This is a genomic window from Streptomyces sp. NPDC001219, assembly GCF_053597915.1.
In genome coordinates this window covers 61688-83866 of sequence record NZ_JBSFJF010000023.1, presented here as the reverse complement: position 1 = coordinate 83866, position 22179 = coordinate 61688, and the positions used below count along the sequence as shown (strand labels likewise).

The 22179-nt window shown below is 72.8% G+C and carries 16 protein-coding genes; 2 read left to right on the top strand and 14 right to left on the bottom strand.

Annotation, left to right across the window (positions count from 1 at the left end; genetic code table 11):
• Positions 1–40: 40 nt before the first annotated feature.
• Entirely contained in the window at positions 41–895 is an 855-nt protein-coding gene (locus ACWC9R_RS17540) for an alpha/beta fold hydrolase (RefSeq protein ID WP_450732476.1), read from the top strand.
• Positions 896–927: 32 nt separating this feature from the next.
• Here the strand turns inward: ACWC9R_RS17540 and ACWC9R_RS17535 are convergent, their stop codons facing one another.
• From ACWC9R_RS17535 to ACWC9R_RS17505, 7 genes are all read right to left on the bottom strand, one after another.
• Positions 928–2265, bottom strand: a complete 1338-nt coding sequence (locus tag ACWC9R_RS17535) for an MFS transporter (RefSeq protein WP_450732474.1) — start codon at positions 2263–2265, stop codon at positions 928–930.
• Positions 2262–2927, bottom strand: a complete 666-nt coding sequence (locus ACWC9R_RS17530; RefSeq protein WP_450732472.1) for an ArsR/SmtB family transcription factor — start codon at positions 2925–2927, stop codon at positions 2262–2264. Before ACWC9R_RS17530 ends, ACWC9R_RS17535 begins: the two co-directional genes overlap by 4 nt.
• Positions 2928–3055: 128 nt before the next feature.
• Positions 3056–7864, bottom strand: coding sequence for an SAV_2336 N-terminal domain-related protein (locus tag ACWC9R_RS17525; protein ID WP_450732470.1), 4809 nt, complete (start codon positions 7862–7864; stop codon positions 3056–3058).
• Positions 7861–8874: an AAA family ATPase gene (locus tag ACWC9R_RS17520; protein WP_450732468.1), complete on the bottom strand. Its 1014-nt coding sequence runs from the start codon at positions 8872–8874 to the stop codon at positions 7861–7863. Before ACWC9R_RS17520 ends, ACWC9R_RS17525 begins: the two co-directional genes overlap by 4 nt.
• Before the next feature lie 42 nt (positions 8875–8916).
• Positions 8917–11094 carry a VMAP-C domain-containing protein gene (locus tag ACWC9R_RS17515; RefSeq protein ID WP_450732466.1) on the bottom strand — a complete coding sequence of 726 codons (2178 nt, stop codon included), beginning with the start codon at positions 11092–11094 and terminating at the stop codon, positions 8917–8919.
• The gene (locus ACWC9R_RS17510; protein ID WP_450732464.1) at positions 11091–11558 is read right to left on the bottom strand and encodes a CU044_2847 family protein; all 468 of its coding nucleotides are present in this window, start codon (positions 11556–11558) and stop codon (positions 11091–11093) included. Before ACWC9R_RS17510 ends, ACWC9R_RS17515 begins: the two co-directional genes overlap by 4 nt.
• 138 nt (positions 11559–11696) lie before the next feature.
• Complete coding sequence (locus ACWC9R_RS17505; RefSeq protein WP_450732462.1) at positions 11697–12548, bottom strand: thioesterase family protein; 852 nt, start codon at positions 12546–12548, stop codon at positions 11697–11699.
• 96 nt (positions 12549–12644) lie between these two features.
• Between ACWC9R_RS17505 and ACWC9R_RS17500 the strand changes: the two genes are divergently transcribed.
• A complete protein-coding gene (locus ACWC9R_RS17500; RefSeq protein WP_450732460.1) occupies positions 12645–13280 on the top strand; it encodes a trimeric intracellular cation channel family protein in 636 nt (211 codons plus the stop codon).
• Positions 13281–13298: 18 nt separating this feature from the next.
• Here ACWC9R_RS17500 and ACWC9R_RS17495 read toward each other — a convergent pair whose 3' ends face one another.
• The 7 genes from ACWC9R_RS17495 to ACWC9R_RS17465 all read right to left on the bottom strand — a co-directional run bounded on the left by ACWC9R_RS17495 (position 13299) and on the right by ACWC9R_RS17465 (position 22151).
• Positions 13299–14708, bottom strand: a complete 1410-nt coding sequence (locus ACWC9R_RS17495; protein ID WP_450732459.1) for a M1 family metallopeptidase — start codon at positions 14706–14708, stop codon at positions 13299–13301.
• A gap of 98 nt (positions 14709–14806) precedes the next feature.
• On the bottom strand, positions 14807–15883 hold the full coding sequence (locus tag ACWC9R_RS17490) for an ABC transporter ATP-binding protein (RefSeq protein ID WP_450732525.1): 1077 nt from the start codon (positions 15881–15883) through the stop codon (positions 14807–14809).
• A 29-nt stretch (positions 15884–15912) separates the two neighbouring features.
• Entirely contained in the window at positions 15913–17028 is a 1116-nt protein-coding gene (locus ACWC9R_RS17485; RefSeq protein WP_450732457.1) for an ABC transporter ATP-binding protein, read from the bottom strand.
• A complete protein-coding gene (locus tag ACWC9R_RS17480) occupies positions 17025–18035 on the bottom strand; it encodes an ABC transporter permease (protein WP_450732455.1) in 1011 nt (336 codons plus the stop codon). The genes ACWC9R_RS17485 and ACWC9R_RS17480 overlap by 4 nt, the downstream gene beginning before the upstream one ends.
• 78 nt (positions 18036–18113) lie before the next feature.
• On the bottom strand, positions 18114–19865 hold the full coding sequence (locus ACWC9R_RS17475; RefSeq protein ID WP_450732453.1) for an ABC transporter substrate-binding protein: 1752 nt from the start codon (positions 19863–19865) through the stop codon (positions 18114–18116).
• Positions 19866–19977: 112 nt separating this feature from the next.
• Positions 19978–20976 (bottom strand): ABC transporter permease, encoded by a 999-nt coding sequence (locus tag ACWC9R_RS17470; protein WP_450732451.1) that lies wholly within the window; start codon positions 20974–20976, stop codon positions 19978–19980.
• Positions 20977–21359: 383 nt separating this feature from the next.
• A complete protein-coding gene (locus ACWC9R_RS17465) occupies positions 21360–22151 on the bottom strand; it encodes an enhanced serine sensitivity protein SseB C-terminal domain-containing protein (protein ID WP_362608799.1) in 792 nt (263 codons plus the stop codon).
• Between the last annotated feature and the right edge of the window lie 28 nt (positions 22152–22179).

The window sequence follows — 22179 nt, the reverse complement described above, 5'->3', positions numbered from 1 at the left end:
CCCCTCGACACCCCGGTAAGGAGTCATTAGCCTGACGGTCATGACACAGTGGCTGCTGGACCGGCCGTTCCGCGGCGCGTCGGGCGACGCGGTGCGGTGGACCGAGCTCGGGGAAGGGCAGCCGGACGCGCCGGCGGTGGTCCTGCTGCACGGGACGCCCTTCTCCTCGTACGTCTGGCGGGGCGTCGCCCGCTCCCTCGCCGCCCGGCACCGGGTGTTCGTCTGGGACATGCCGGGCTACGGCGCGTCCGAGCAGCGGGCGGGCCAGGACGTCTCGCTCGGCGCCCAGGCCGGCGTCTTCGCGGAGCTGCTCACGCACTGGGGCCTGGCCACGGCACCGACCCCGCCGGCCGTGGTCGCGCACGACTTCGGCGGCTGTGTCGCCCTGCGCGCACACCTCCTGCACGGCGCCCGCTACGCCCGGCTGGCCCTCGTCGACCCGGTGGCGCTCGCCCCCTGGGGGTCGCCCACGTACCGGCTGCTGGGCGCCCACCCCGACGTGTTCGCACAGCTGCCGCCGGACCTCCACCGCGCGCTGGTACGGGAGTACGTGTCCTCCGCGAGCCACTACGGCCTGCACCCGGCGGTCCTCGACCGGCTGGTCGAGCCCTGGTGCACGGACGCGGGCCGCCCGGCCTTCTACCGCCAGATCGCGCAGAACGACCAGCGCTTCACGGACGAGATCCAGGACCGCTACGGGGAACTCACCCTGCCCACCCTGATCTGCTGGGGCGCCCAGGACACCTGGATTCCCTCCGCCAAGGGCCACGAACTGGCCGCCCGCATCCCGGGCTCCCGCCTCCGCCTCATCGAGGGCGCGGGCCACCTGGTCCAGGAGGACGCACCGGCCGAACTCGCCTCACTGCTGGGGGAGTTCGCGAGGGGCGAGGGGTGAGGGGTGAAGCCCGGGCCTTCTCACCGTAGTGGTCACCGGGCGAGGTCGCGGCCGGCCGCCCGGTCATCCGTACCGGGGCGCCTCTCCCGGAGGCCCCGGCCGCGCCGGCGGTCCATCTCCCGCCACTCCGGCCGCAGCCCGGCCAGACTCGTCGTGAGGAAGTACGCCGCCCCGCCGAGCGCCAGCACCGGCACAAGCCCCCAGGCGGTCACCGCCGCTCCGGCGACCAGCCCGCCGAGCGGGATACCGGACCAGGCCAGCGCGTCGCCCAGCGCGTTGACCCGCCCCAGCAGCCGGCGCGGCACCCGCTCGAAGGAGAGCGCCCCGAGGACCGGGTTGACGAAGCCGGACCCGAACCCGCTCGCGGCGAACACGACGAGCACCGCCCACATCGGCGCGCCGGAGGCGAGGATCAGAAACCTCGGCGCCCCGGCGAGCAGGAACCCGCCGAAGAACGCCATCCGGCGCCGCATCCGGTGCGCCAGCGCCGCGGCGACCAGGCTCCCGGCGACCGCGGCCGCTCCCCCCACGCCGCTGTTCAGGCCGATCACCGCCGGCCCGTTGCCGGACCGTTCGGCCCACACGGGCACCAGCACCGTGGTGAACGCCGCGTCCAGCAGGTTGGTGATCCCGACCATGACGAGCACGGTGAGCAGCAGCGGCTCACCGCGCAGGAACCGGCAGCCCGCACCGAACCGCCGCCAGTAGCCTTGGGCCAACTCGCCCTCAGACAACGGCACTTCCTCGACGACGCGCCCCATACCGCGGGGCAGCGTCAGGGCGACGATCACCGAACCGAGCGCGAAGCAGGCCGCGTTGACGACGAGCCCCGTCAGGGGGCCCAGCAGCGCCACCAGGGTCCCGCCGGCCGCGGGGCCCACCGTGGCGGCGAGCCGTTCGGTCACCCCGGACAGGCCGGTGGCCCGCTCCAGGGGCAGCCGGCCGCGTTCGGCCGCCTCCGGGACCATGACCTCCTTGGCCAGGTCACCGGGGCCGCGCGCCGCGCCGATCAGCGCGACCAGGGGCAGCAGCAGCGGCAGCGACAGCAGGTCCAGGGCGTGGAGCAGGGGAACGGCACCGGCGGCGGCCGCGCTGACCAGGTCGGTGGACCAGGAGACGACCCGGGGGCCGGCCCGGTCCACGAGCGGCCCGGTGAGCGCCTTGACCACGACGTACGGCGCCATCTCGCAGAAGCCCACCAGTCCGGTCCAGGTGGCGCTGTGGGTGGTGACCAGTACGAACCAGGGCAGCGCGATGGCCGAGACGCGGGTGCCGGTCAGCGAGACCGCCATCGCCGCGAGCAGTCCGCCCAGCGGCCGTAAGGACCGCCGGCCGGATATGCCGTCGCCGCCCGCCACTTCGCCCGTCACGGGGATTCCGCTCCGGCCGTTCCCCCGGCTCCGGAACGGCCGGACGGCGCAGCGGGCTCCCCCGGTTCGGGCAGCAAGTGGGTGATCACGGAGACCCGCTCGGCACCCTCGGGCGCCTCGGCCACCCCCTCCGGCGTGTCCCGGCGGTAGCGGGAGATGACGTCCCGCAGTTCGCCGTGCAGCGCCGCCGCTTCCGTGGGCGTCAGCCGCAGCGGCCAGTCGCTCATGTCGAAGGTCTCCCGCCAGGCGCGGGGCATCGTCTGGAGCTCGTTGAGCGTGCGCTGGGTGCGCAGGGTGTAGGTGGCCGCGACGGACTGCAGATAGGCCAGGGCGGCGTCGGGCTCCCGCTCGGCCAGCTCGGGGTCGTCGAACCAGGTGACCTGGTGCACCGAACGCCACCAGCGCTCCCGCGCGTTCCCGCGCTCGGCGTCCTCCTCGACGAACCCCGCCGCGCCCAGCTGGCGCAGGTGGTAGCTGGCACTGCCGGAGTTGACGCCCAGCCGCTCGGCGAGCCGGGTGGCCGTTGACGGGCCGTGCTTCCGCAGCAGCCCGACCAACTGCAGCCGGAGCGGGTGCGCCAGGGCACGCAGCCCCTTCGCGTCAAGGACGGCCGTGTGCGTCCCGGGGTCCGGAGCATGGGGCTTCTCATGGGGGTCGGTCATACCGGGCAGCCTAGACCGCAAACAGTTCTTTGCGAAGACTTCTTCGCAAAGAACTGTTTGCGGATTGCCGATACGGATGTCCGCTCAACCGCAGCGCAGGACAGTCGACTTGGGCGTGGCGCCTCCCCCTAAGGCGCGAGAAGCCTTCCGAGTTCGCGGACCTCCGTGACCGCCGCGATCACGGCGGACGGCGGGTTCGGCAGGGACTCGGGGGCGGTCAGGGATTCCAGGGTGGTGCGGAGGCGGTGGAGGTCAGTGCGTGGGGGGCGGGGGGTGTGGGTGAAGTCGGTGAGGGTGGTGGTGAGTTCGGTGTGGAGGGCGTCGAGGGCGGGGAGGGTGGAGGCCTCGTCGGGGGTGTGGAGGCGTAGTTGGTCGGTCAGGGTGCGGACGGCCGCCGTCAGGTCGCGCAGGGTGGTGCCGGTGCGGGCGACGTCAGCGGTGCGGGACAGGCCGGGGCGGCGGGGTCCGGGCGGCGGGGCTTCCGTCCTGTCCCGTAGGAGCGCGCGGAGGGTGTCCGCTTCCGGGGTGCCGAACGCCTCGTGGACGGCGAGGGCTTCGCGCCAGTGCGCCTGGGTGCTCTGGCTGCGGCCCAGGGCGGTCTCGGCGTGCCCCAGGGCGGTCAGCGCGTCGGCCCGCCACCGCTCGCCGCCCGGCACCAGTAGCCGTCGCGCCGCGTCCTCGGCCGCGGTGACGGCTTCGCCGGGCCGGATCAGGGCGACCATCGCCTCGGCCGTCCGGCAGCGGGTACGCCCCGCCCACAGCCGCTGCCGGTCCTCCTCGAAGAGGGGCAGCGCCTGGAAGAGTTCACGGAGCGCGTCGGCGTGCCGGCCGGCCGCCGACAGCGCTTCGGCGAGTGCGTAGCGGCCGTGTGCGAGGCGTACGGAGCCCTCGGCGAGGCGGCGGTGGACGCCCACGCTCCGCTCGGCGAACAGCACGGCTTCGTCGCTGTTGCCGGTCGCCGCCCAGAGCCGGGCCAGCGCGGCGAGCGCATCGGCCTCGCCCAGCTGGTCGTTGCGGCGGCGGTACCGCTCCCAGGCCGTGGTGAGATGCCGCTCCGCGAGGTCGTGCCGTCTTTGGTGGAGAGCGATGAGCCCGCGCGCATACGGGGCGCGGCACCGGGTCAGGGCGTCGCCCGCGTGGTCGGCCAGCTGCTCGGCGCGCTGTGCCTCCGGCTCGGCCGCGGCGCACCTGCCCAGCGCGAGGTACGCCTCGGCGAGCGCCAGCCGGGCCCGGCCTTCCGCCCGTGCGTCACCGTCCCGGGCCGCCCGCGCCGCCACCGTACGGGCGGCCGGCTCGTAGGCGGCGGAGAGCGCGCCGGAATCCGCGGCCACCTGGGAGAGCAGCAGGAGATCGGCGGCCTGGCGGACGATCCCCGGCGTACGGATCGCGGCCCGGCGCACGAGCGCGAGCAGGGCGGAGGTCTCCCCGGCCCAGACGGCCAGGGCCCGGGCCCGGTCCTTCCCGGCGGGGGCGGGGCCGCCGGAGGGGACGCGGACGAGGTCGTTCGGCAGTCGGTCGCCCGGACAACGGAGGGCGTGGACCTGCCGGCCCAGGGCGAGATACCAGGTCAGCAGCCGGGCCAGGGCCTCGTCGCGGGTCGCCGCCGACAGCTCCTGAACGGCGGACCGGAGGGCGAGGCGTCGCAGTTGGCCCGTATAGCGGTAGCGGCCGGCGCCCGCCTCCTGGAGCGCGCCGGCGGACCGCAGCTCGTCCAGCAGGGCGCCGGTCCGCCGGTCCGTGGCATCGAGCAGTGCGGCCGCGGCGCCGGACGAGAAGGCGGCGGACGGGTCCTCGCCGCTGTCCGCCACGGCGAGGAGGCGGAACGCCCGGCGGGCCGGCGGGGAGAGCCGCGCGTCGAGCCAGCGGAGCGCCGGGGGGCCGGGGTCGGTGAACAGCTCCCGCGCCTCGGCGGGCGTCAGCGCGGCCAGTTCGACGGCTTCGGCGAACGGGGGCAGCGGCGGTCGCCCACGGCCGGTGACCAGGACGGCGCTGCCCCGGGCCCCGGGCCTGCCGGTACGGCCGGGGAGCAGGGGGGACAGGGATGCCAGGGAGGCTGGGGCGGGCGGGGCGGGAGCCGCTTCGGCGCCCTCGGTCCCCTCCGCCCCGTCGGCGTCGCCATCGACCTCAGGTGCATCGCCGACCTCAGGCGCATCGTCCAGCACGATGAGGACGCGGCGTTCGGCCAGCAGGGAGCGGTAGAGGGCCGCCCGCCCGTCGCGCCACAGGGGGATGCGGTCGTCCGGCACGCCCAGTGCGCGCAGCAGCGCTTCGAGGGCTCCGGTCGGTGTCACCCGCTCCTCCGCCGCGTCGACGCTGCCGCGCAGGTCCAGGAACAGCTGTCCGTCCGGGAAGTGGTCCGCGACCTGGTGTGCGGCCCGCAGCGCCAGGGCCGTCTTGCCGGTCCCGGCCGGTCCGTGGACGACGTGGCAGGGTGGGGCGTCGCTCCTGGCCCCCGCCCCCGCCCCCGTCAGTCCGGTGGCCAGCCGGGAGAGCTGCTCGCGGCGTCCGGCGAACGGTTCCGGCGCGGGCGGCAGGCCCACCGCTTCGGCCCGGGGCCCGGCCGGACCGGGCGCGGGCTCCTCGGCAAGGGGGCGGTAGATCCCGTTCCTGAGGTCTTCGCGCCAGCGCTCCAGCCGGGCCCGCTGGGCGGCGGCGAACGGTCCCGGCACCCCGGCGAGCGGTGCGCCGTCCCACAACGCCAGTGCCTCGTCGCACAGTCGGCGGGCCGCGGCCGGGTCCCCGGCGCGCCGGGACCGGTCGACCAGCTGCTCGGCCCGGTCGAGATCGAGGTCGAGGACGGGCGCGCTGCCGTCGGGGCGGCGCAGGGCGTAGCCCCCGTCCTGCTCCCTGGCCAGGAGGTCCGGGCCGGTATCCGCCCCCGTGTCGGCGCCGAGCGCCGCGGTCAGCCGGGTGGCACAGGCGTGCAGCGACGCGGGGGCGTCACGCGGCGCCCCGTCGCCCCAGAGGCCGGGAAGCAGCTCGGCCGTGCCGACGGCGTGCCCCGGACTCAGCAACAGGGCGGCCAGCAGCGCCCGTTCCTCCGGACCGCCCAGCGTGAGGGGTGTCGCCCCGCGCCAGGCGCGGACGGGGCCGAGGACGCCGAAGCGCGGCGGCGCGGGCACCGGCGCGGGGCGGCGCGGGCCCGGCAGCGGGTGGTCCGCCGCCTCGGGCACCGCACCCCCCATCCGCTCCAGCACCGGACTGGCCAGCACCGCGAAGGCTCGCGCCGAGGCCTGGAGCCGCAGCTCGCCCTCCTCGTCGCCCATCAGGACCGGGAAGTCCGGCAGCCGTCCCATGTACGGCTCCAGGGACCGGCCGACCGCCTCGACGACCTCCACGGCCTGCTCGGCGCCCAGCCCGCTGAACAGCAGCTCCCGCACGCCGGGGCGGAAGTCGTAGACGGGCTGGACGAGTCGGCCCGGTGGCGGCGTGCCGAGGGCGCGGTCCAGGGTGTGGGCGGCGGCCGCGTCCCGCGCCCGGTCGGTGCGCTCCAGGAGGCCGCCGAGCAGGATCTCCGCGACATGGGTGGGCCCGGCGTCCCGCATCGTGGCGGCGCGCACCAGCTGCATCAGGGGCGTGGTCAGGGGGCGGATGGCGGAGAGGCGGACGGCGAGACGGTAGGCCTCGGGCGAGAAGGCGCCACGGAAGTGGGCGAGCAACTCCTCGGCCGTGCCGTGGGGTTCGGCGGGCCGTACCGGCTCGGGAGGCGCCTCGTCCAGCAGCACCGTTTCGATCAGATGCGGCACTCCGGGGCGGGTGAGCAGCCCGGCCCACTGCTCCAGCGCGGAGGCGGTCGGATGCAGCACGGGCAGCGCGAGCAGGCCGTCCGCCTCCGGATCGCGCTCGCCGCTCAGCGGATCGCAGACGAGGAGCCGGCCGAGGGGGCCGAACTCGCCCGGTGCGGCCAGGAGCCGGGGCCGGGCATCCAGGGCGGTACCGCGCCACAGCCGCCGGGGCAGCGGGTTCAGTACGGCCAGCGGGCCGCCCCGGCCCCAGGCGGCAAGGGCGCGTACGGCCTGCGGGCTGCGCCAGCCCGGGCTCGTACCGTCGGTCAGCAGGAAGGTCACCGCCGTGCCCGTGGACCGTCGGCGCCCCGGCGAGCCGCCCGGGTCCTGGGGGTCGACCGCCAGGACGCGGACGGAGCGGAAGACCGTGCTCCGGGCGAGGAGCGCGCGCAGCTCGGCCGCGAGCGGCCCCCACACCTGCATGGACGGCGAGCAGTCCACCAGCAGCACGGCCGACCAGCGGCGCTCCTGGTCCGGGCGGGAGACGACGTCGAGGAAGCCGGTCTCGGCGGCGAGGCGGACGGTGGCCTCGACATCGGTGACGGTGCGGTGCGGGTGGTCCCGGGACCGGCGCAACGGGCGCAGCGCCCGGCCCAGTTGCTGGGCGTCGGGCAGCGCCCGCCCACCGGGCACCCGCGCCGGCCGCGCCCGGCCGGCCCCCTCGCCCCCGCCACCCTGGCTGCCCATGGCGTACAGCGCACGACGGGGCGGGAGGCCTGAGGTCAGGGGGTCGGTGGGGTCGGTGGGGTCCGTGTGATCGGCATGATCGGTGAGGTCGGTGGGCTCGGCGGCGGGCTCGGCTGAGCCCGCGGGAACCGCGCGTCCACCGGCACCCGCGAACCCACCGGCCCCGTCGGACGCGTGGGCCACGTCGGCCGCATCGGACGCGCCCTCCACCCCGTCCCCGCGCCGCCCGCCGGACGGACGACCGTGGGCCGCGTCGGCCTCACCGGCGCCGTCGGTCCCCTCGCCCCCGCCACCGCTCGCGCTCCCCGCCCCGTCCACACGCTCCCCCGGCTCCCCCTCGGCACCCGGCGTCTCGTCCGCCGGGTGCCCCTCCATCGCCCGCGACAGCCACAGCACGTCGAGGAGTTCGGTGGCCCCGAGGTCGTAGCCGGCGGCGGACATCGCCTGTCGCAGTCGGTCGATCATGGCGACATGGACTCGTCGAGACGGTGCAGCACGGCGGCGAGCAGCTCTTCCTTGGAGAGGTCGGCGCCGCTGATGCGCAGATGGACCGCGGCCAGCAGCTGATCGGTGGCCAGGGTCTGGGTCTTCGCGCGCTGGTGGAAGACCTCGATGAGGTCCTCGGCCGCGGCGACCGCCTGCTCGCCCAGGTTGTGCTCGATGATCTTCCGCAGCCGGTCGCCGGTCGGCTCCGGCAGGTCCAGCCGTACGCAGCGGCGCAGGAAGGCGGGCGGGAAGTCCCGTTCGCCGTTGCTGGTCATGATGACGATCGGGAAGTGGGTGCAGCGGACCACCCCGCGGCGGACCGTGACCCGCTCCCGGCTTCCGCTCAGCAGGACCTGGACCTCCTGCTGGTGCTCGGGCAGCCGCGCCAGCTCCGGGATCTCGAACTCGCCCTCCTCCAGGACCACCAGCAGGTCGTTGGGCAGGTCGATATCGGCCTTGTCGAGTTCGTCGACGAGCAGGACACGGGGGCGGCCGGCCGCCAGTGCGCTGCCGAGCGGGCCGAGACGCAGGTACTGGCCGATGTCGCCGGCCGCGGTGGCACGCCGGGCCCGGGGGCGGCGCGCGGAGCCGTGGGAGGCCTCCCGTTCGCGGCGCAGCGAGGCCTCCCGGAGGCGGCCCACAGCGTCGTAGCGGTAGAGGGCGTCCTGGAGCGTGGAGCGGCTGTTGACCGACCAGCGCAGCACGTCGCCGAGGCCGAGCTCGTCGGCGACGGCGCGGGCCAGTGAGCTCTTCCCCGCGCCGGGGCGGCCGGTGACCAGCAGCGGGCGGTGCAGATGCAGGGCGGCGTTGACGACGGAGATCTCGTTGCGCTCCAGGAGGTACGGCGCGCCGGGCGCGGCCCCCCGGCCGGCGGGCAGATGCCGCCAGGGCGGCGGGGCGGGCAGCGGAGCCGGGCCGCGGAACACCCACCAGCCCTCCGGCTCCGCGCCCGGGTCGTCGTGTGCGCCTGCTGCGCTCTGTCCGGTCACCGCACGTTCTCCTCGTTCATTGCTGCGTCCACGCTCCGGCGCTCAGGGCTGGGTCAGCACCCAGGCGTCGGGGGCGAGTTGTGGGGGACGATGGTCGGGCGCGTCGTAGAGCAGGGACAACAGGCGGCCGTGGTGGGTGACCCGCTCCGGCTCGGCCATCGCCTTGGCCCGCTCCAGGCGGACCGCCTCGGGCACCTCGGCGTGGTCGGTGCCGTCGACCAGGGCCAGCAGGTCCTGGGCGATGTGCGCGCCGTGTTCGGCGCGGTGCCAGAGCACGGTGTGGACGCCTGCCTGCACGCACTGCCGCAACAGCGTGCCGTGGTGGTCGGGTTCGCAGCACACGATGACCGTGCCGGCGTCGCGGTGCACCTCCAGCTGGGCGCGGGCGACCTTGCGGTCGGTGTGGCGGTGGTCGAGGACCAGGCGCTTGGCGTGCGGCAGGGCGGCGGTGCGCTGCTTCCAGCCGGCGTAGCTCTCCCGGGAGCGCTCGGTGGTGCGTACCACCACCCGCCGGGTGATGCCGGGGGCGAACGGCCCGTCCTCGTCGCTGTCGGGCGACTCCCAGGAGTCGACGTCCAGGCCGAGCCAGGCGGACGGCAGGAAGTACTCCACCAGGGCGGTCTCCGGGTCCTCCCGGACCTCGGTGCGCAGCACCCGGCGGATGTCGTCGACCACCTGCTCGCTGCCCGCCTCGGTGTCCCTGACCAGCGCGAGCCGGTGCGGCTGGCGGTCGGCGAAGGTCCAGATCTGGTAGGTGAAGCGGCGTCCGGTCGGGGTGGGCAGCAGCTCCACCTGGACGCGGGGCGCGGTGGCGGCCGGGGTGCCGGTGGCCGGCCGGGCGAGGGCCGGGGTGCGGGCCGGTGCGGCGGCGGCCGTGACATCGGCGCGGAACTGGCTGACCGCCGCCTCGTCGACCCCGGACCGGGCGGCGACCCGTTCGACCCAGGCGTCGAGGTCCTCGGCCGGATAGGCCCCGGCCGCGCGCTCCTCGACGCTGATCCGCACCACGCCCTGCAGCAGCGGGGGCACCGGCGCCCCGGTGGTGGAGCTGAAGCCCTCCAGGGCGTCCATCGCGTCGGCGAGGCCGGTGACGGCGGGCAGCTCCGGGGCGTGCGGCAGGACGCGCGCCAGGAGGCCGGCGGGGTCGGTGCGGGTGCAGTGCGCCAACAGGCCGGAGAGGTCGCGGCGCTGGCGGGTGGTCAGGTACTCGCCGGGGCGGACCGTACGGGCGGCGCGGCGCAGCCGCTCCCAGTCCTCGCGGGCCCCGTGGAGGCCGTGGCGGGGGTGCGGGTCATAGGGGTCGGCGGCCGGCGGCTCGTGGTCCCGTACCAGGTCGAGGAGTTCGGGGAGGCCGCGGCGGACGCTCACCGCCAGGCCGGCCAGCCGTTCCAGGTCGGCCGCCGGGCCTGCGGAGGGCCTGCCGAGCCGGGCGGCGAGCCGCTCCTCGCAGGCCAGGACCGCCTCGCGGCCCTTCAGCACCCGCTCCAGCGCGGTGAGCAGCTGCTGTACGCCGCGCCGGGCGGTGGGCACCGCCGAGGGCGGCAGGCCGGGGAGTTCGGCCTCGATGGCCGGGACGCTGATGGCGTACATCGTCGTGGGCCGGCTCCCGGGGGCGGCCCCTTCCGGGGCCCGGTGCACGGCCGCGACCAGGCCGACCACGGCCTGCCGTTCGCGGTCCCACAGCGGCCCGCCGCTGAAGCCCTCGGTGACCTGGGCGCCGCCGAGCACGTCGAGCGCGATCCAGGGCGGCGCCGAGACCCGGGGCACCGCCCGCACCGTGGGCAGCGGATTGCCGCTGGCCCATAAGGCGACGGTCTCGTTGCCGTAGTTGTGCTGGAGGAACGGGGCGGGTTCGGCGCCCTCGGGGGCGGTACAGGTCAGCTCCAGGACGGCGAGGTCGCCGTGGTACGGCACCCTGCCGGGCTCGACGGGGGCGCTGCCGGCGGCAGTGGCCCGCGGCGGCACCCACATCTCCCGTAAGACCCGTGCGCTCAGGTCGTGGCCGGACGCGACATGGGGCAGCCGGAGGGTGACCGTGTCGCCGGGGCCGGGGGTGTCCTGGGCGAAACGGTCCCTGCCCAGCGCGCTGTTGACGACATGGGCGCAGGTCAGCACGAGCCGCTCGGCGACCAGCACCCCCGCGCCGACGGCGTGGCCGCCGTGGCGTACGGAGGCGAAGGACCGCTGGAGCGGGGCGTCGGGGCCTGCGCCGTGGCTCACGGGGCCGTCCCGCCGGGTTCCGCCGTGCCGCCTCCGCCGAGGTTCCAGGTGGCCGACACCTTGAAACTGGCGTCCCCCTTGCCGGAGAACACCCCGAGGCTCAGATCGGAGCCGAGGGTGACGCCGAACTCCACGGTGACCTCGTCGGGGCGGTGGCTGCCGCTGGAGATCGAGCGGTGGATCTGGCCCAGTACGCCGCCGAGCGGGCGCAGGGCCTCTTCGAGGGCCGCCCCGCCGCGGGTCAGCGCCCGCGCCACCCGGCTGTCCACGCTGACCGGCTGGGCGGAGCCGAACTCCTCGGGGAGTTCCAACTCCCCGTCGCTGTCGGGCCGCGGGCCCGGTGCGCCGCCGGACGGCGGCTGTGCTCCGGGCTGTTGCCGTGTGCCCGTCCGGGCGCCGGCCGGTTCCTCGGCCCGCAGCCACACCACGGTCGTGTCATCGATTCTGAGAGCCACATCCCCCATGCCGGTCAGTCTGACATGAGGCGCCCGGCCACCGCCCGCGCTTTCGCGCTCAATCTCCGCTGCCGCACCCGCGGTCACCTGCGAAAAGGGCACGGAAGCGGCATCGAGGGCGCCGCACCGGGCCGGGACGGCGGGCCGCTACCCCGGCAGCAGCACCGCGCGGGCCAACTGCCGGGACTGGGCGACGAGTCGGTCCTCGGAGTCCCAGACCTCCGCGTCCTCCTCCAGGAAGCCGCCGGCGAGGTTGCGCGTGGTGATGGCGACCCGCAGCGGGCCGGGGGCCGGGCGGTGGCGGATGTGGGCGGTCAGCTCGACGGTGGGGACCCAGCCGGACAGGCCCATCTCGAAGGCGGTGGGCGGCAGCGCGTCCACGGTCAGCAGGAGGGAGAGCGGGTCGGGTTCGCGGCCGTCGGCGAGGCCGAACCAGGCGCGCATCTCGCCCTTGCCGGAGGGCGCGCCGACGGCCCAGCCCGCGGTCGCCGGGTCCAGGCGGAGGGCGAGCCGCTCGGCGATGGCGGTGCTGCCGGGGATCGCGGGGCGGCCGTCGGGGGCCGCGTCCGTGCCGAGGCAGTGCTCGTAGGGCGGGATGGCCGGGGGCTTGGCGGTGGTGTGGACCTCGTCGGGCAGCGCGCCGAGGTCGCCGTACGCGGCGAGCACCCGCAGCCGCTCGACCTCGCTGCCGTCCTCGGCGAACTGGACGAGGGTGGCGGTGCCGGTCGACATCGTGCGGCCGGTGCGGACCACTTCGGTGCGGATGACCGCGGGGCCCGGCACCGAGGCGGTGAGGTAGTGCGCGGTGACCGACATCGGGTCGGGGTGCGGGAGGGCGTCACCCAGGGCGCGGCCCATGAGGGCGAGGAGGTAGCCGCCGTTGACCGCCTGGATGATCGTCCAGCCGGCGGAGAGATGGGCGTCGTAGACGCCGGGGGCGCGGCGGCTGACCGCCGTGTCGCGGTCGAACTCGCTGTTGCCGTGGGTCACCAGAGCCATGGGTTGCACGCTACACCGGATGGTTACCGACCGGTAGTGTCAATTTTGACGACCTCGGGCGGAACGGTTCCTTCCGGGCCTGCGATGATGAGCGCCATGCTTCACGTGCTCTATCTGGCCGGCGTCGCCGCGTTCGCCGCGAGCGGCGTGCTGGCGGCCTACCGCGCCAACATGGACCCGTTCGGCGGCCTGGTGCTCGCCTTCGCCGCGTCCATCTCCGGCGGCACGCTGCGCGATCTCATCCTCAACCGGCAGCCGCTGTACTGGACGCACGACTGGGTGCTGCTCACCGTGATCATCTGTGTCGGCGTCGGCACCATGATCTATCTGCGGTTCTGGCAGCTGCCGCACAAATCACTGCTGGTGGTCGACGCGATCGGGCTGTCCGTCGTCACGGTGATCGGCGCCCGCGCGGCGATCGAGGCGCACGCCACCCCGCTCGCCGTGATCATCCTGGCGGTGCTGACCGGGGTCACCGGTGAGGTCATCCGCGACGTGCTGTGCGGGGAGTTCCCCCCGCTGCTGCTGCGCGAGGACGTCTACGCCATCGCCGCGCTGGCGGGCGGCGGCTGCTATCTGCTGCTGCACCACCTCGGTACGGGAGCCACCCCCGCCGCGGGGATCTCGGCGGGGGTGGTGTTCGCCCTGCGGATGGGCGCCGTCTACCTCGGGCTGCACCTGCCGCGCCCCGAGCATCTCCGCAAACGGGGCGGGCAGCAGGAGTCCGGCTGACCCGGGCCGGGCGGGCGCCTACTGACCCGGCAGCTGCGGCTTGCTGTCCGTGGCGAGCCAGGAGTCGAAGAGGTCGTCGAGCCGCTGCCCGGAGATCTTCTCGGCCAGCGCGATGAACTGGGAGGTCTCCGCGTTGCCGTAGCGGTGCCGGGCGGTCCAGGCCGGCAGCAGCTTGAAGAACGCCGTGTCGCCGATCCGCTCGCGCAGGACCTGGAGCGTCATCGCGCCCCGGACGTAGACCGCGCCGTCGAACATGGTGTCCCGCTGCGGATCACCGACCCTCACCTTCCAGAAGTCGCTGCCGGCCGGGATGTCCGCGTACTGCCGGCGGAGGGCGTCATGGGCGCTGCGGGTGCCGCGGTGCTCGCTCCACAGCCACTGCGCGTAGGTGGCGAAGCCCTCGTTGAGCCAGATGTCCTTCCACCGCTTCACGGAGACCGAGTCGCCGAACCACTGGTGCGCCAGCTCGTGGACGATGGTCGACTCGCTGCGCACCGCCGAGTACACCGGCTTGGACTGCACCTCCAGCGAGAAGCCGGCCTGCGGCATGTCGTCGACGATCGCGCCGGTCTGCTCGAACGGGTACCGCCCGAAGACCGTCGACCAGTAGTCGGTGGCCTCCGCGGTGATGCCGTAGACGTCGACCTTGCCGGTGGGCAGGGTGGGGTCGGTGGCGACGTAGATGGGGGTGCCGCCCGGCGTGGTGCCCGTGCGGACGTCGAACTTCCCGATGGTGGCGGTGGCCAGGTAGGTCGCCATGGGCCGGCTCTCGCGCCAGTGCGCGTACGAGCGTCCGTGCGCCTCCCGGGAGGCGACCAGCCGCCCGTTGGAGACAGCGGTCAGCCCCTTGGGGGCGTCGATGCGGATGTCGTAGGTCGCCTTGTCGCCCGGGTGGTCGCTGGAGGGGAACCACGTCGAGGCGGCGTTCGGCTCGCAGGCGACGAACACCCCGTCCTTGGTCTTCATCCAGCCGTAGTCGGAGCCGAAGACGATCGGGCCGCTCAGCGGCTTGGGGACACCGTGGTAGGCGACGGTGACGGTGAACTTCCCGCCGCGGCGCAGCGGGAAGTCGGGGCGGACCGTTATCTCGTCGCCGGATCTGCCGAAGTGGGCCCGCCGCCCGTTGACCCGGACGCTGTCGACGGTCAGCTTCTGGAGGTCGAGGTCGAAGGCGGTGAGGTTCTGGGTGGCCCTGGCGGTGAGCTTCGTCCGGCCGTCGAGGCGGCCGCTGCCGGGGTGGTAGCTGACGCCGAGGTCGTAGTGCAGGGCGTCGAAGCCTCCGTTGCCCAGGCGGGGGAAGTACGGGTCACCGACGCCGGGGGCGCCGGGGGACGCGCCGGGGGCGGCGGCGAGGGTGGCGGCCGAGGCCACGGCGGTGGCCAGGGCGAGCCAGCGGGAGGTGCGACGCGCAGAACGGGAGAGTGCCATGAGCCGTCCTTTCGGACACACGAGCGGATGGGGAACAACCGCGCCGACTCTGCACCCTCCCGTACCGCAATGTCCCGGGCTTTGCCAATTCCTCGGTATTACTTACCGGTTGAGGCCTGGCCGGCCCCTCCGGACGCCTCGACGGCGGCCGCGCCGGGGGCGTTCTCCGGGTGGTGGCAGGCCACCTGGTGGCCGGTCCGCAGGGTGACCAGCGGCGGTTCGGTGCGGCCGCACTCCTCGGTCGCCTTCCAGCAGCGGGTACGGAACCGGCAGCCGGACGGCGGGTTGATCGGCGACGGCACATCGCCCTTGAGCAGAATCCGGTCGCGCTGGGTGCGCCGCCGGGGGTCGGGCACCGGCACGGCGGACAGCAGCGCCTTGGTGTACGGGTGCATCGGCGTCTCGTACAGCGCCGTGCGGTCGGCCAGCTCCACGATCTTGCCGAGGTACATCACCGCGATCCGGTCCGAGACGTGCCGGATCACCGAGAGGTCGTGGGCGATGATGACGTACGTCAGGCCTAGCTCCTCCTGGAGGTCGTCCATGAGGTTGACGACCTGGGCCTGGATCGACACGTCCAGCGCGGAGACCGGCTCGTCGGCGACCACCAGCCGGGGCTTGAGCGCGAGCGCGCGGGCGATGCCGATGCGCTGCCGCTGGCCGCCGGAGAACTCGTGCGGATAGCGGTTGTAGTGCTCCGGGCTCAGACCCACCAGCTCCAGCAGCCGCTGCACCTCCTTCTTCACGCCGCCCTCGGGCTCGACGCCCTGAAGGCGGAAGGGCGTGGAGACGATGGCGCCGATGGTGTGCCGGGGGTTCAGCGAGCCGTACGGGTCCTGGAAGATCATCTGCACGTCCCGGCGCATCGGCCGCAGCCGGCCCGGGGACAGATGGGTGATGTCCTGGCCCTGGAACTCGATGGTGCCGCCGGTCGGTTCGTCGAGCCGGGTGATCAGCCGCCCCATCGTCGACTTGCCGCAGCCGGACTCGCCGACGACCCCGAGCGTCTCCCCGGGCCGGACGTCGAAGTCGATGCCGTCGACCGCCTGGACCGCACCGACCTGCCGCTTGAGCAGGCCCTTGGTGATCGGGAAGTGCCGGACCAGACCGCGGACCCTGAGCAGCGGCGCGGCGTCGGCGGGCGCCTCGGTGGCGGTCCCCTTCTGGAGCGGGATCTTCTTGTTCTGGTCGTCAGTCGTCTCGGTCACAGCTTCGGCGCAATCTCTTCGGTCCAGATACGCTCCCGCTCCTCCTGCGACATGTGGCAGGCGGAGGAGTGCCCGCCGCCGGCCTCGCGCAGCTCGGGGCGGACCGTACGGGTGAGGTTGTCCTTCGGCACGTCCGCGTACGGGCAGCGGGGGTTGAAGGCGCAGCCGGACGGGACGTTGATCAGGCTGGGCGGGGAGCCCTTGACCGGGATCAGCCGGTCCGTCTGCGCGCGGTCGATGCGCGGCATGGACCCGAGCAGCCCCCAGGTGTAGGGGTGCTGGGGCTCGTAGAAGACCTTCTCGGCGGGGCCGCGCTCGACGCACCGTCCGCCGTACATCACCAGCAGGTCGTCGGCGAGTTCGGCGACCACGCCCAGGTCGTGGGTGATGATGATGACCGCCGAGCCGAACTCCTTCTGGAGGTCGCGGATCAGGTCCAGGATCTGCGCCTGGACGGTGACGTCCAGTGCGGTGGTCGGCTCGTCCGCGATCAGCAGCTCCGGGTTGTTGACCAGCGCCATCGCGATCATGGCGCGCTGGCGCATCCCGCCGGAGAACTGGTGCGGATGGTCGTCGACCCGCTTGTCGGGCTGCGGGATGCCGACCCGGTCGAGCATCTCGACGGCCCGCCTGCGCGCGGTCTTCTTGTCCACGTCGTGGTGGACGCGGTAGGCCTCCACGATCTGGCTGCCGACCGAGTAGAAGGGGTGCAGCGCGGACAGCGGGTCCTGGAAGATCATCGCCATCTCGCGGCCGCGCAGCCGGCGCACCTCGTCCGGCTCGGCGGAGACCAGCTCCTTGCCGTCCAGCCAGATCTCGCCGGACATGTCCACCTTGCTGCGCTGCTGGCGGGAGGCCCGGTGCAGGCCCATCACGGCGAGCGAGGTGACGGACTTGCCGGAGCCGGACTCGCCGACGATGCCGAGCGTCTTGCCCTTCTCCAGGCTGAAGTTCAGGCCGTCGACGGACTTCACCAGCCCGTCGTCGGTGCGGAAGTGCACCTTCAGGTCCTTCACCTGGAGGAAGGGAGCCGTCCGCGGCGCCTCCCCGTCGGTGGCCACGGCGGACCCGGCCGCCGCGGTCTCGGTCTTGTCCTCGGAGGAGTCGGTCACGAGAGCCTCACCCGCGGGTCGACGGCGGCGTACAGAACGTCCACCACCAGGTTGCATATGACGATGAAGAACGCGGCGAGCAGGGTGACGCCGAGGATGTTCGGCAGGTCGTTGGCGTTGATCGCCTCGACGGCGAAGGCGCCGACTCCCTTGAGCGAGAAGACCTGTTCGGTGATCAGCGCACCGCCGAGCAGCAGGCCCAGGTCCATGCCGAAGACCGTGATGATCGGGGTGAGCGCGGCCCGCAGACCGTGCCGTACGACCACCTTGCGCTCCCGCAGGCCCTTGGCGCGGGCCGTCCGGATGTAGTCCTCGCTCAGGGTCTCCAGCATGCCCGCACGGGTGAGCCGGGCGTAGAGCGCGGAGTAGAGGAAGGCCAGGGTGACCCAGGGCAGGACCAGGGTCCAGGCCCAGCCGAAGGGGTCCTCGGTCAGATAGATGTAGTCGCTGCGCTCGAAGAGCGGCCACTGGTAGGTGAACAGGGCCAGTGCCAGGGCGCCGGTGAAGAACATCGGGAGGGAGACACCGGCCAGCGCGACGCCCATCGCCATCCGGTCGAAGAGCGAGCCGGGGCGCAGCGCGGAGAGCACGCCGGTGGCGACGCCGGAGACGACCCACAGCACGGCCGCGCCGGCGGCCAGCGAGAGCGTCACCGGGAGCCGGGACTGGATCTCCGGCCAGACCTCGATATGGGTCTTGAAGGAGTAGCCGAAGCACGGCACATGGCACTTGGCCGCTTCCGGGCCGAACTTGTAGTCGACGCCGACGAAGATGCCCTTGAGGAAGTCCCAGTACTGCTCGTACACGGGCTTGTCCAGGCCCAGGTTCTTCTTCACCGCGGCGATGTCCGCCGGGGTGGGGGCCTTTCCGATGTACTGCTGGGCAAGCTGGTCGGTGCTCTGCCCGGCCATCTTCGGCAGCAGGAAGAAGATGCCGAAGGTGACCGCGCTGACGATCAGCAGCAGAACCACCGCGCTGATCAACCTGCGGATGATGTACGAGACCACGGGGATGCGGCGTCGGCGCCGCGGGCCGGACCGGGCCGGCCCGCGGACACCAATGCCTTCACCTGCCTTCCAGGGCTGCTACTTCTTGACGCCGATGTTGAGGTAGTCGTACTGACCGCTGAAGGCCGAGGTGGACACCAGGTTGGTGGCCTTGGGCGAGCGGTACATCAGGACCTTGAAGTAGGTGAGCGGGACGATCGCCGCCTGCTCCATCGTCTTCTTGTCGATCTCGGCGTACGCCTTCTCGCGGGCCGCCTTGTCGGTGTCGGCGATGGCGCTCTCGAGCAGCTTGTTGATCTCCGGGTCGTCCAGCTCCGACAGGTTGGTGTTGCCGGACTGGCTGATCGCCTTGCCGTTGAGGATCTGCTGGAGGTAGCCGTAGCCGGTCGGGAAGTCCGAGCCCCACTGCATCATGATCAGGCCGACGTTGTTCTTCTTGTTGAACTTCGGCACACCGGCGTAGTCCGAGAAGTACTTGCTGGTCGGGTAGGACTGGATCTTGGCGGTGACGCCGATCTTCTTGAGCGAGTCGATGACCGAGGTGGCCGCGTCGACCTCGTCCTGGCGGTCGTTGCGGGCCAGGATCGTGGTCGTGGTCTTGCCGGCGCCGCACTTGTCCCAGTGCTTCTTGGCCTCGGTCAGGTCCAGCTTGTCCCCGTCGTACTTCTGCGGGTACAGGTCGAACTTCTGGTAGCCGTCGATGTCGGTGGGCAGGACCGTGGAGGCCAGCTCACCGCGGATCGGGCCGCCGAGGGAGGTCTGGACGGCCTTCTTGTCGATCGCGTACTCGACGGCCTTGCGGCACTCGATGTTGTCGAACGGCTTCACCTTGGTGTTGAGCGCCGTGTAGACCAGCCGCTGCCCGAGCGCGTTGTCGGTGTTGGCCTTCTCCGCGGAGTTGGTCAGCAGCTGGGCCTGCGTCTGCCCGTCGACACCACGGCCGGCCAGGTCCACCAGGGTGTTCCCGGACTTGAGGTCCTTGTCGATCGTCGACTGGGCGACCTTCAGGTTCAGCACGATCTTGTCCGGCAGCTGCTTGCGCAGCGGGTCGGTCTTCGCGGACCACTGCGGGTTGCGGACCAGGGTGAGCTTCTTGCCCTCTTCGTAGCTCTCGAACTTGTACGAGCCGGTGGACAGCACGGACTTGGTGTAGTCGGCGCCCTTGTCCTTGGCCTGCGGGACCGGAGCGGTCTGCGGGGCGCTCACCAGGTAGTCGAACTCGGCGAACGGCTTCTTCAGGTGGAAGACGACCGTCTGGTCGTCCGGGGTCTCGATGGACTTCAGACCGGCCTTGCTCTTGTCCTTGTAGGGACCCTTGTAGCCGCCCTCGTTGTCCTTGAGGAACTGCTGGAAGTAGTTCGGCCCCAGCGAGAGGGTGTCACGCGCGAAGTTGCTGCGCTCCACGGCGTACTTGACGTCCTGCGAGGTGACCTCGGACCCGTCGTCGTACTTGACGCCCTTGCGGATCTTGTACGTCCAGGTCTTCCCGCCGTCGCTGGGCTTGCCCATGGACTCGGCGAGGTCCGGCACCAGCTCGTTGCCCTTGGTGCCGGGGGCCGGCTTGAAGGTGGTGAGCGGGCGCGCGTAGAGGCGGCTGAAGTTGTAGATGAAGGCGTAGTACGTGTTGCCCGGGTCGAAGGACTCGGGGGCGTCGCTGATCGCGTAGGTGACCGTGCCGCCCTTCGCGTCCGAGGCGTTGACGACGCCCTTGGTGGCGGCGTTGGCCTCGCCCGCGCCGTCCGAGGAGCCCTTGCCCCCGCTGCAGCCGGCCAGCACAAGGCCCGCACTGGTGATGGCCGCTATCGCCGCGACCGGAACTGACCTTCGCATGATGGTCGGTGTCCCCTTCGTTCGTCGAGAAACGTCGATACGTCGATACGTGGAAACTGCGTGACTTCGAAAAACGCTGGTGAGACTTCTGAGCGGGTGCCAGGCACGGCCATCAGCGGCTGCGTGGGTCCAGCGCGTCCCTCAGACCGTCACCGAGCAGGTTGAACGCCAGCACGGTGACGAAGATCGCGAGGCCGGGGACGATCATGTACTGGGGGTCGACCTCGTAGTACTTGACCGCCTGGTTGAGCATGCCGCCCCAGGACGCCTGCGGCGGCTGGATACCGACGCCCAGGAAGCTCAGCGCCGCCTCGAAGAGGATGTTGGAGGGGATCAGCAGCGTCGAGTAGACGATGATCGGCCCCACCAGGTTGGGCAGCAGCTCCCGGAAGAGGATGAACGGCCCGCGCGCCCCCATGCCGCGGGCGGCGTCCACGAACTCCCGCTCACGCAGCGAGAGCGTCTGCGCGCGCACGATCCGCCCCATGTAGGGCCAGTTGAAGAATCCGATGACGAAGATGAGTACCGAGATGTGCAGCGGCAGGCCCTCCAGGCCGAAGGCGCCGCCCTGCAGCGAGGCGGAGATCGCGATGGCGAACAGCAGCAGCGGGAAGGCCAGGAAGACATCCATCATCCGGCTGATGACGGCGTCCACCCGCCCCCGGTAGAAGCCGGCGACCACACCGAGCACGGTGCCGATGGCGACCGACAGCAGGGTCGCGCCGAACGCCACGATCAGCGAGACCCACGAGCCCTCCAAGATCCGGGCGAGCAGATCGCGGCCGAACTTCGGGTCCACCCCCAGGGGGTGGTCCCCGCTCATCCCGCCGAAGTCGCCCTTGGGAAGCGTGGTGTTGGGATCGATCAGCGACTGGTGGGGGCTGTTGGGGTCCAGCCCCAGCAGGGACTGGAGGGGACGGGAGAGCGCGGCGACGAGGATGAGCAGGATGACAACGATGGCACCGGCCACCGCGACCCTGTCCCGCCGGAAGCGCAGCAAGGCGATCTGACCGAGCGAGCGCCCCTCGATCTGCTTTCCTTCCACGCCTTTCAGCACCGCTTCCGGCTGCGCCTCAGCAGCTGCTCCGGTGGTCTCGATCGGTGCGGTCACGGTGCCCTTGACCCCTCTCGGCCGACAGAGGCCGGCCCATGCGACGCCGCGGTAACGGCCTGATTCACATCACTGGTGCAAGTCGTGCCGGCATCGCGGGAGTTCGCCTGATATGAGGTTCGAAAGGTGCGCGCGACGCCGTAAAGGGATGACGCTCGTACATCGGGCCGAGACCCTGTGTTGCCGGAGTCTTCATCCGATTCGCGATCAGTCACCAGCCCTGAAGGGGAAAGGATGCGTAACTGTGATGTGTTCCGCGGCTTTCCGTTATACGGACACCAGTTCGGGCTGAGCGGAGCACAAACCCGTGGGAAAGGGGCTCAACCACGGGACGCATGGGGCGAATTCACGCCGGGGTCACGCCGGAGCGCGACCGTCCGGCGTCAGTACGGACGCGGGTAGCCGTAACCGTAGGAGGGCGCGGGGGCCGGCGGCTGGACATAGCCGTCGCGGTCGAAGAACGGGCGCGTGGAGGCCCGCATCCACATGCCGACCGGGTCGTACTCGTCGTTCATCGCGACCGTGGAGACGGGCAGGCCGTCCGGGACCGCGCCGATCGACTGCTGGATCATCAACCGCACCGAGTCCACCGCCGGTTGGCCGGTGTCGTACAGATCCAGGCCGATCGCCAGATACGGGGCACCGAGCGCGGGCTGCACCCAGGCCCGGCGCAGCGACCGCACCGCGGGCGTACGGTGCGCGTTCTGGGCGAGGAGTGCGTAGAACTGCGGGATGTCGATGACCGGTTCCGAGATCCGCAGCGGGCCGGCGGGCAGCCGGTCGAGGCCGCCGGCGATCCGGCGCAGATCGAGCCAGGGGATACCGACACCGCCGCCGGGGGCGTGCGGATTCAGCCACAGGCCCCAGCGGTCGGGGAAGAGCGCGGCGGCGATCTCCGGGCCGGTGACCACCTCGTGGTCGCGGTTCCAGCCGGAGGCGGCGAGTTCGGGCGCCGAGGTCACACACGGCGCGTAGCCGAGGCCCTCGACCTCCATGTTTCCGTACTGCGCGTCGGGCATACCGGCCCGGCCCTGCCAGAGCAGCATCCAGACCTGGCCCGCGGCGAGCGCGTGCAGCAGTGCTTCATAGGCGTCGTAACGGCCGGGCGAGATCTGCTGGAGCAGCTGCTCCAGCTGTCCGGCCGCCGCCGGTCCCTGATGCGCACCCGCGCTCACGTGGTCCGTCCCTTCTCTCGGCAGGGCA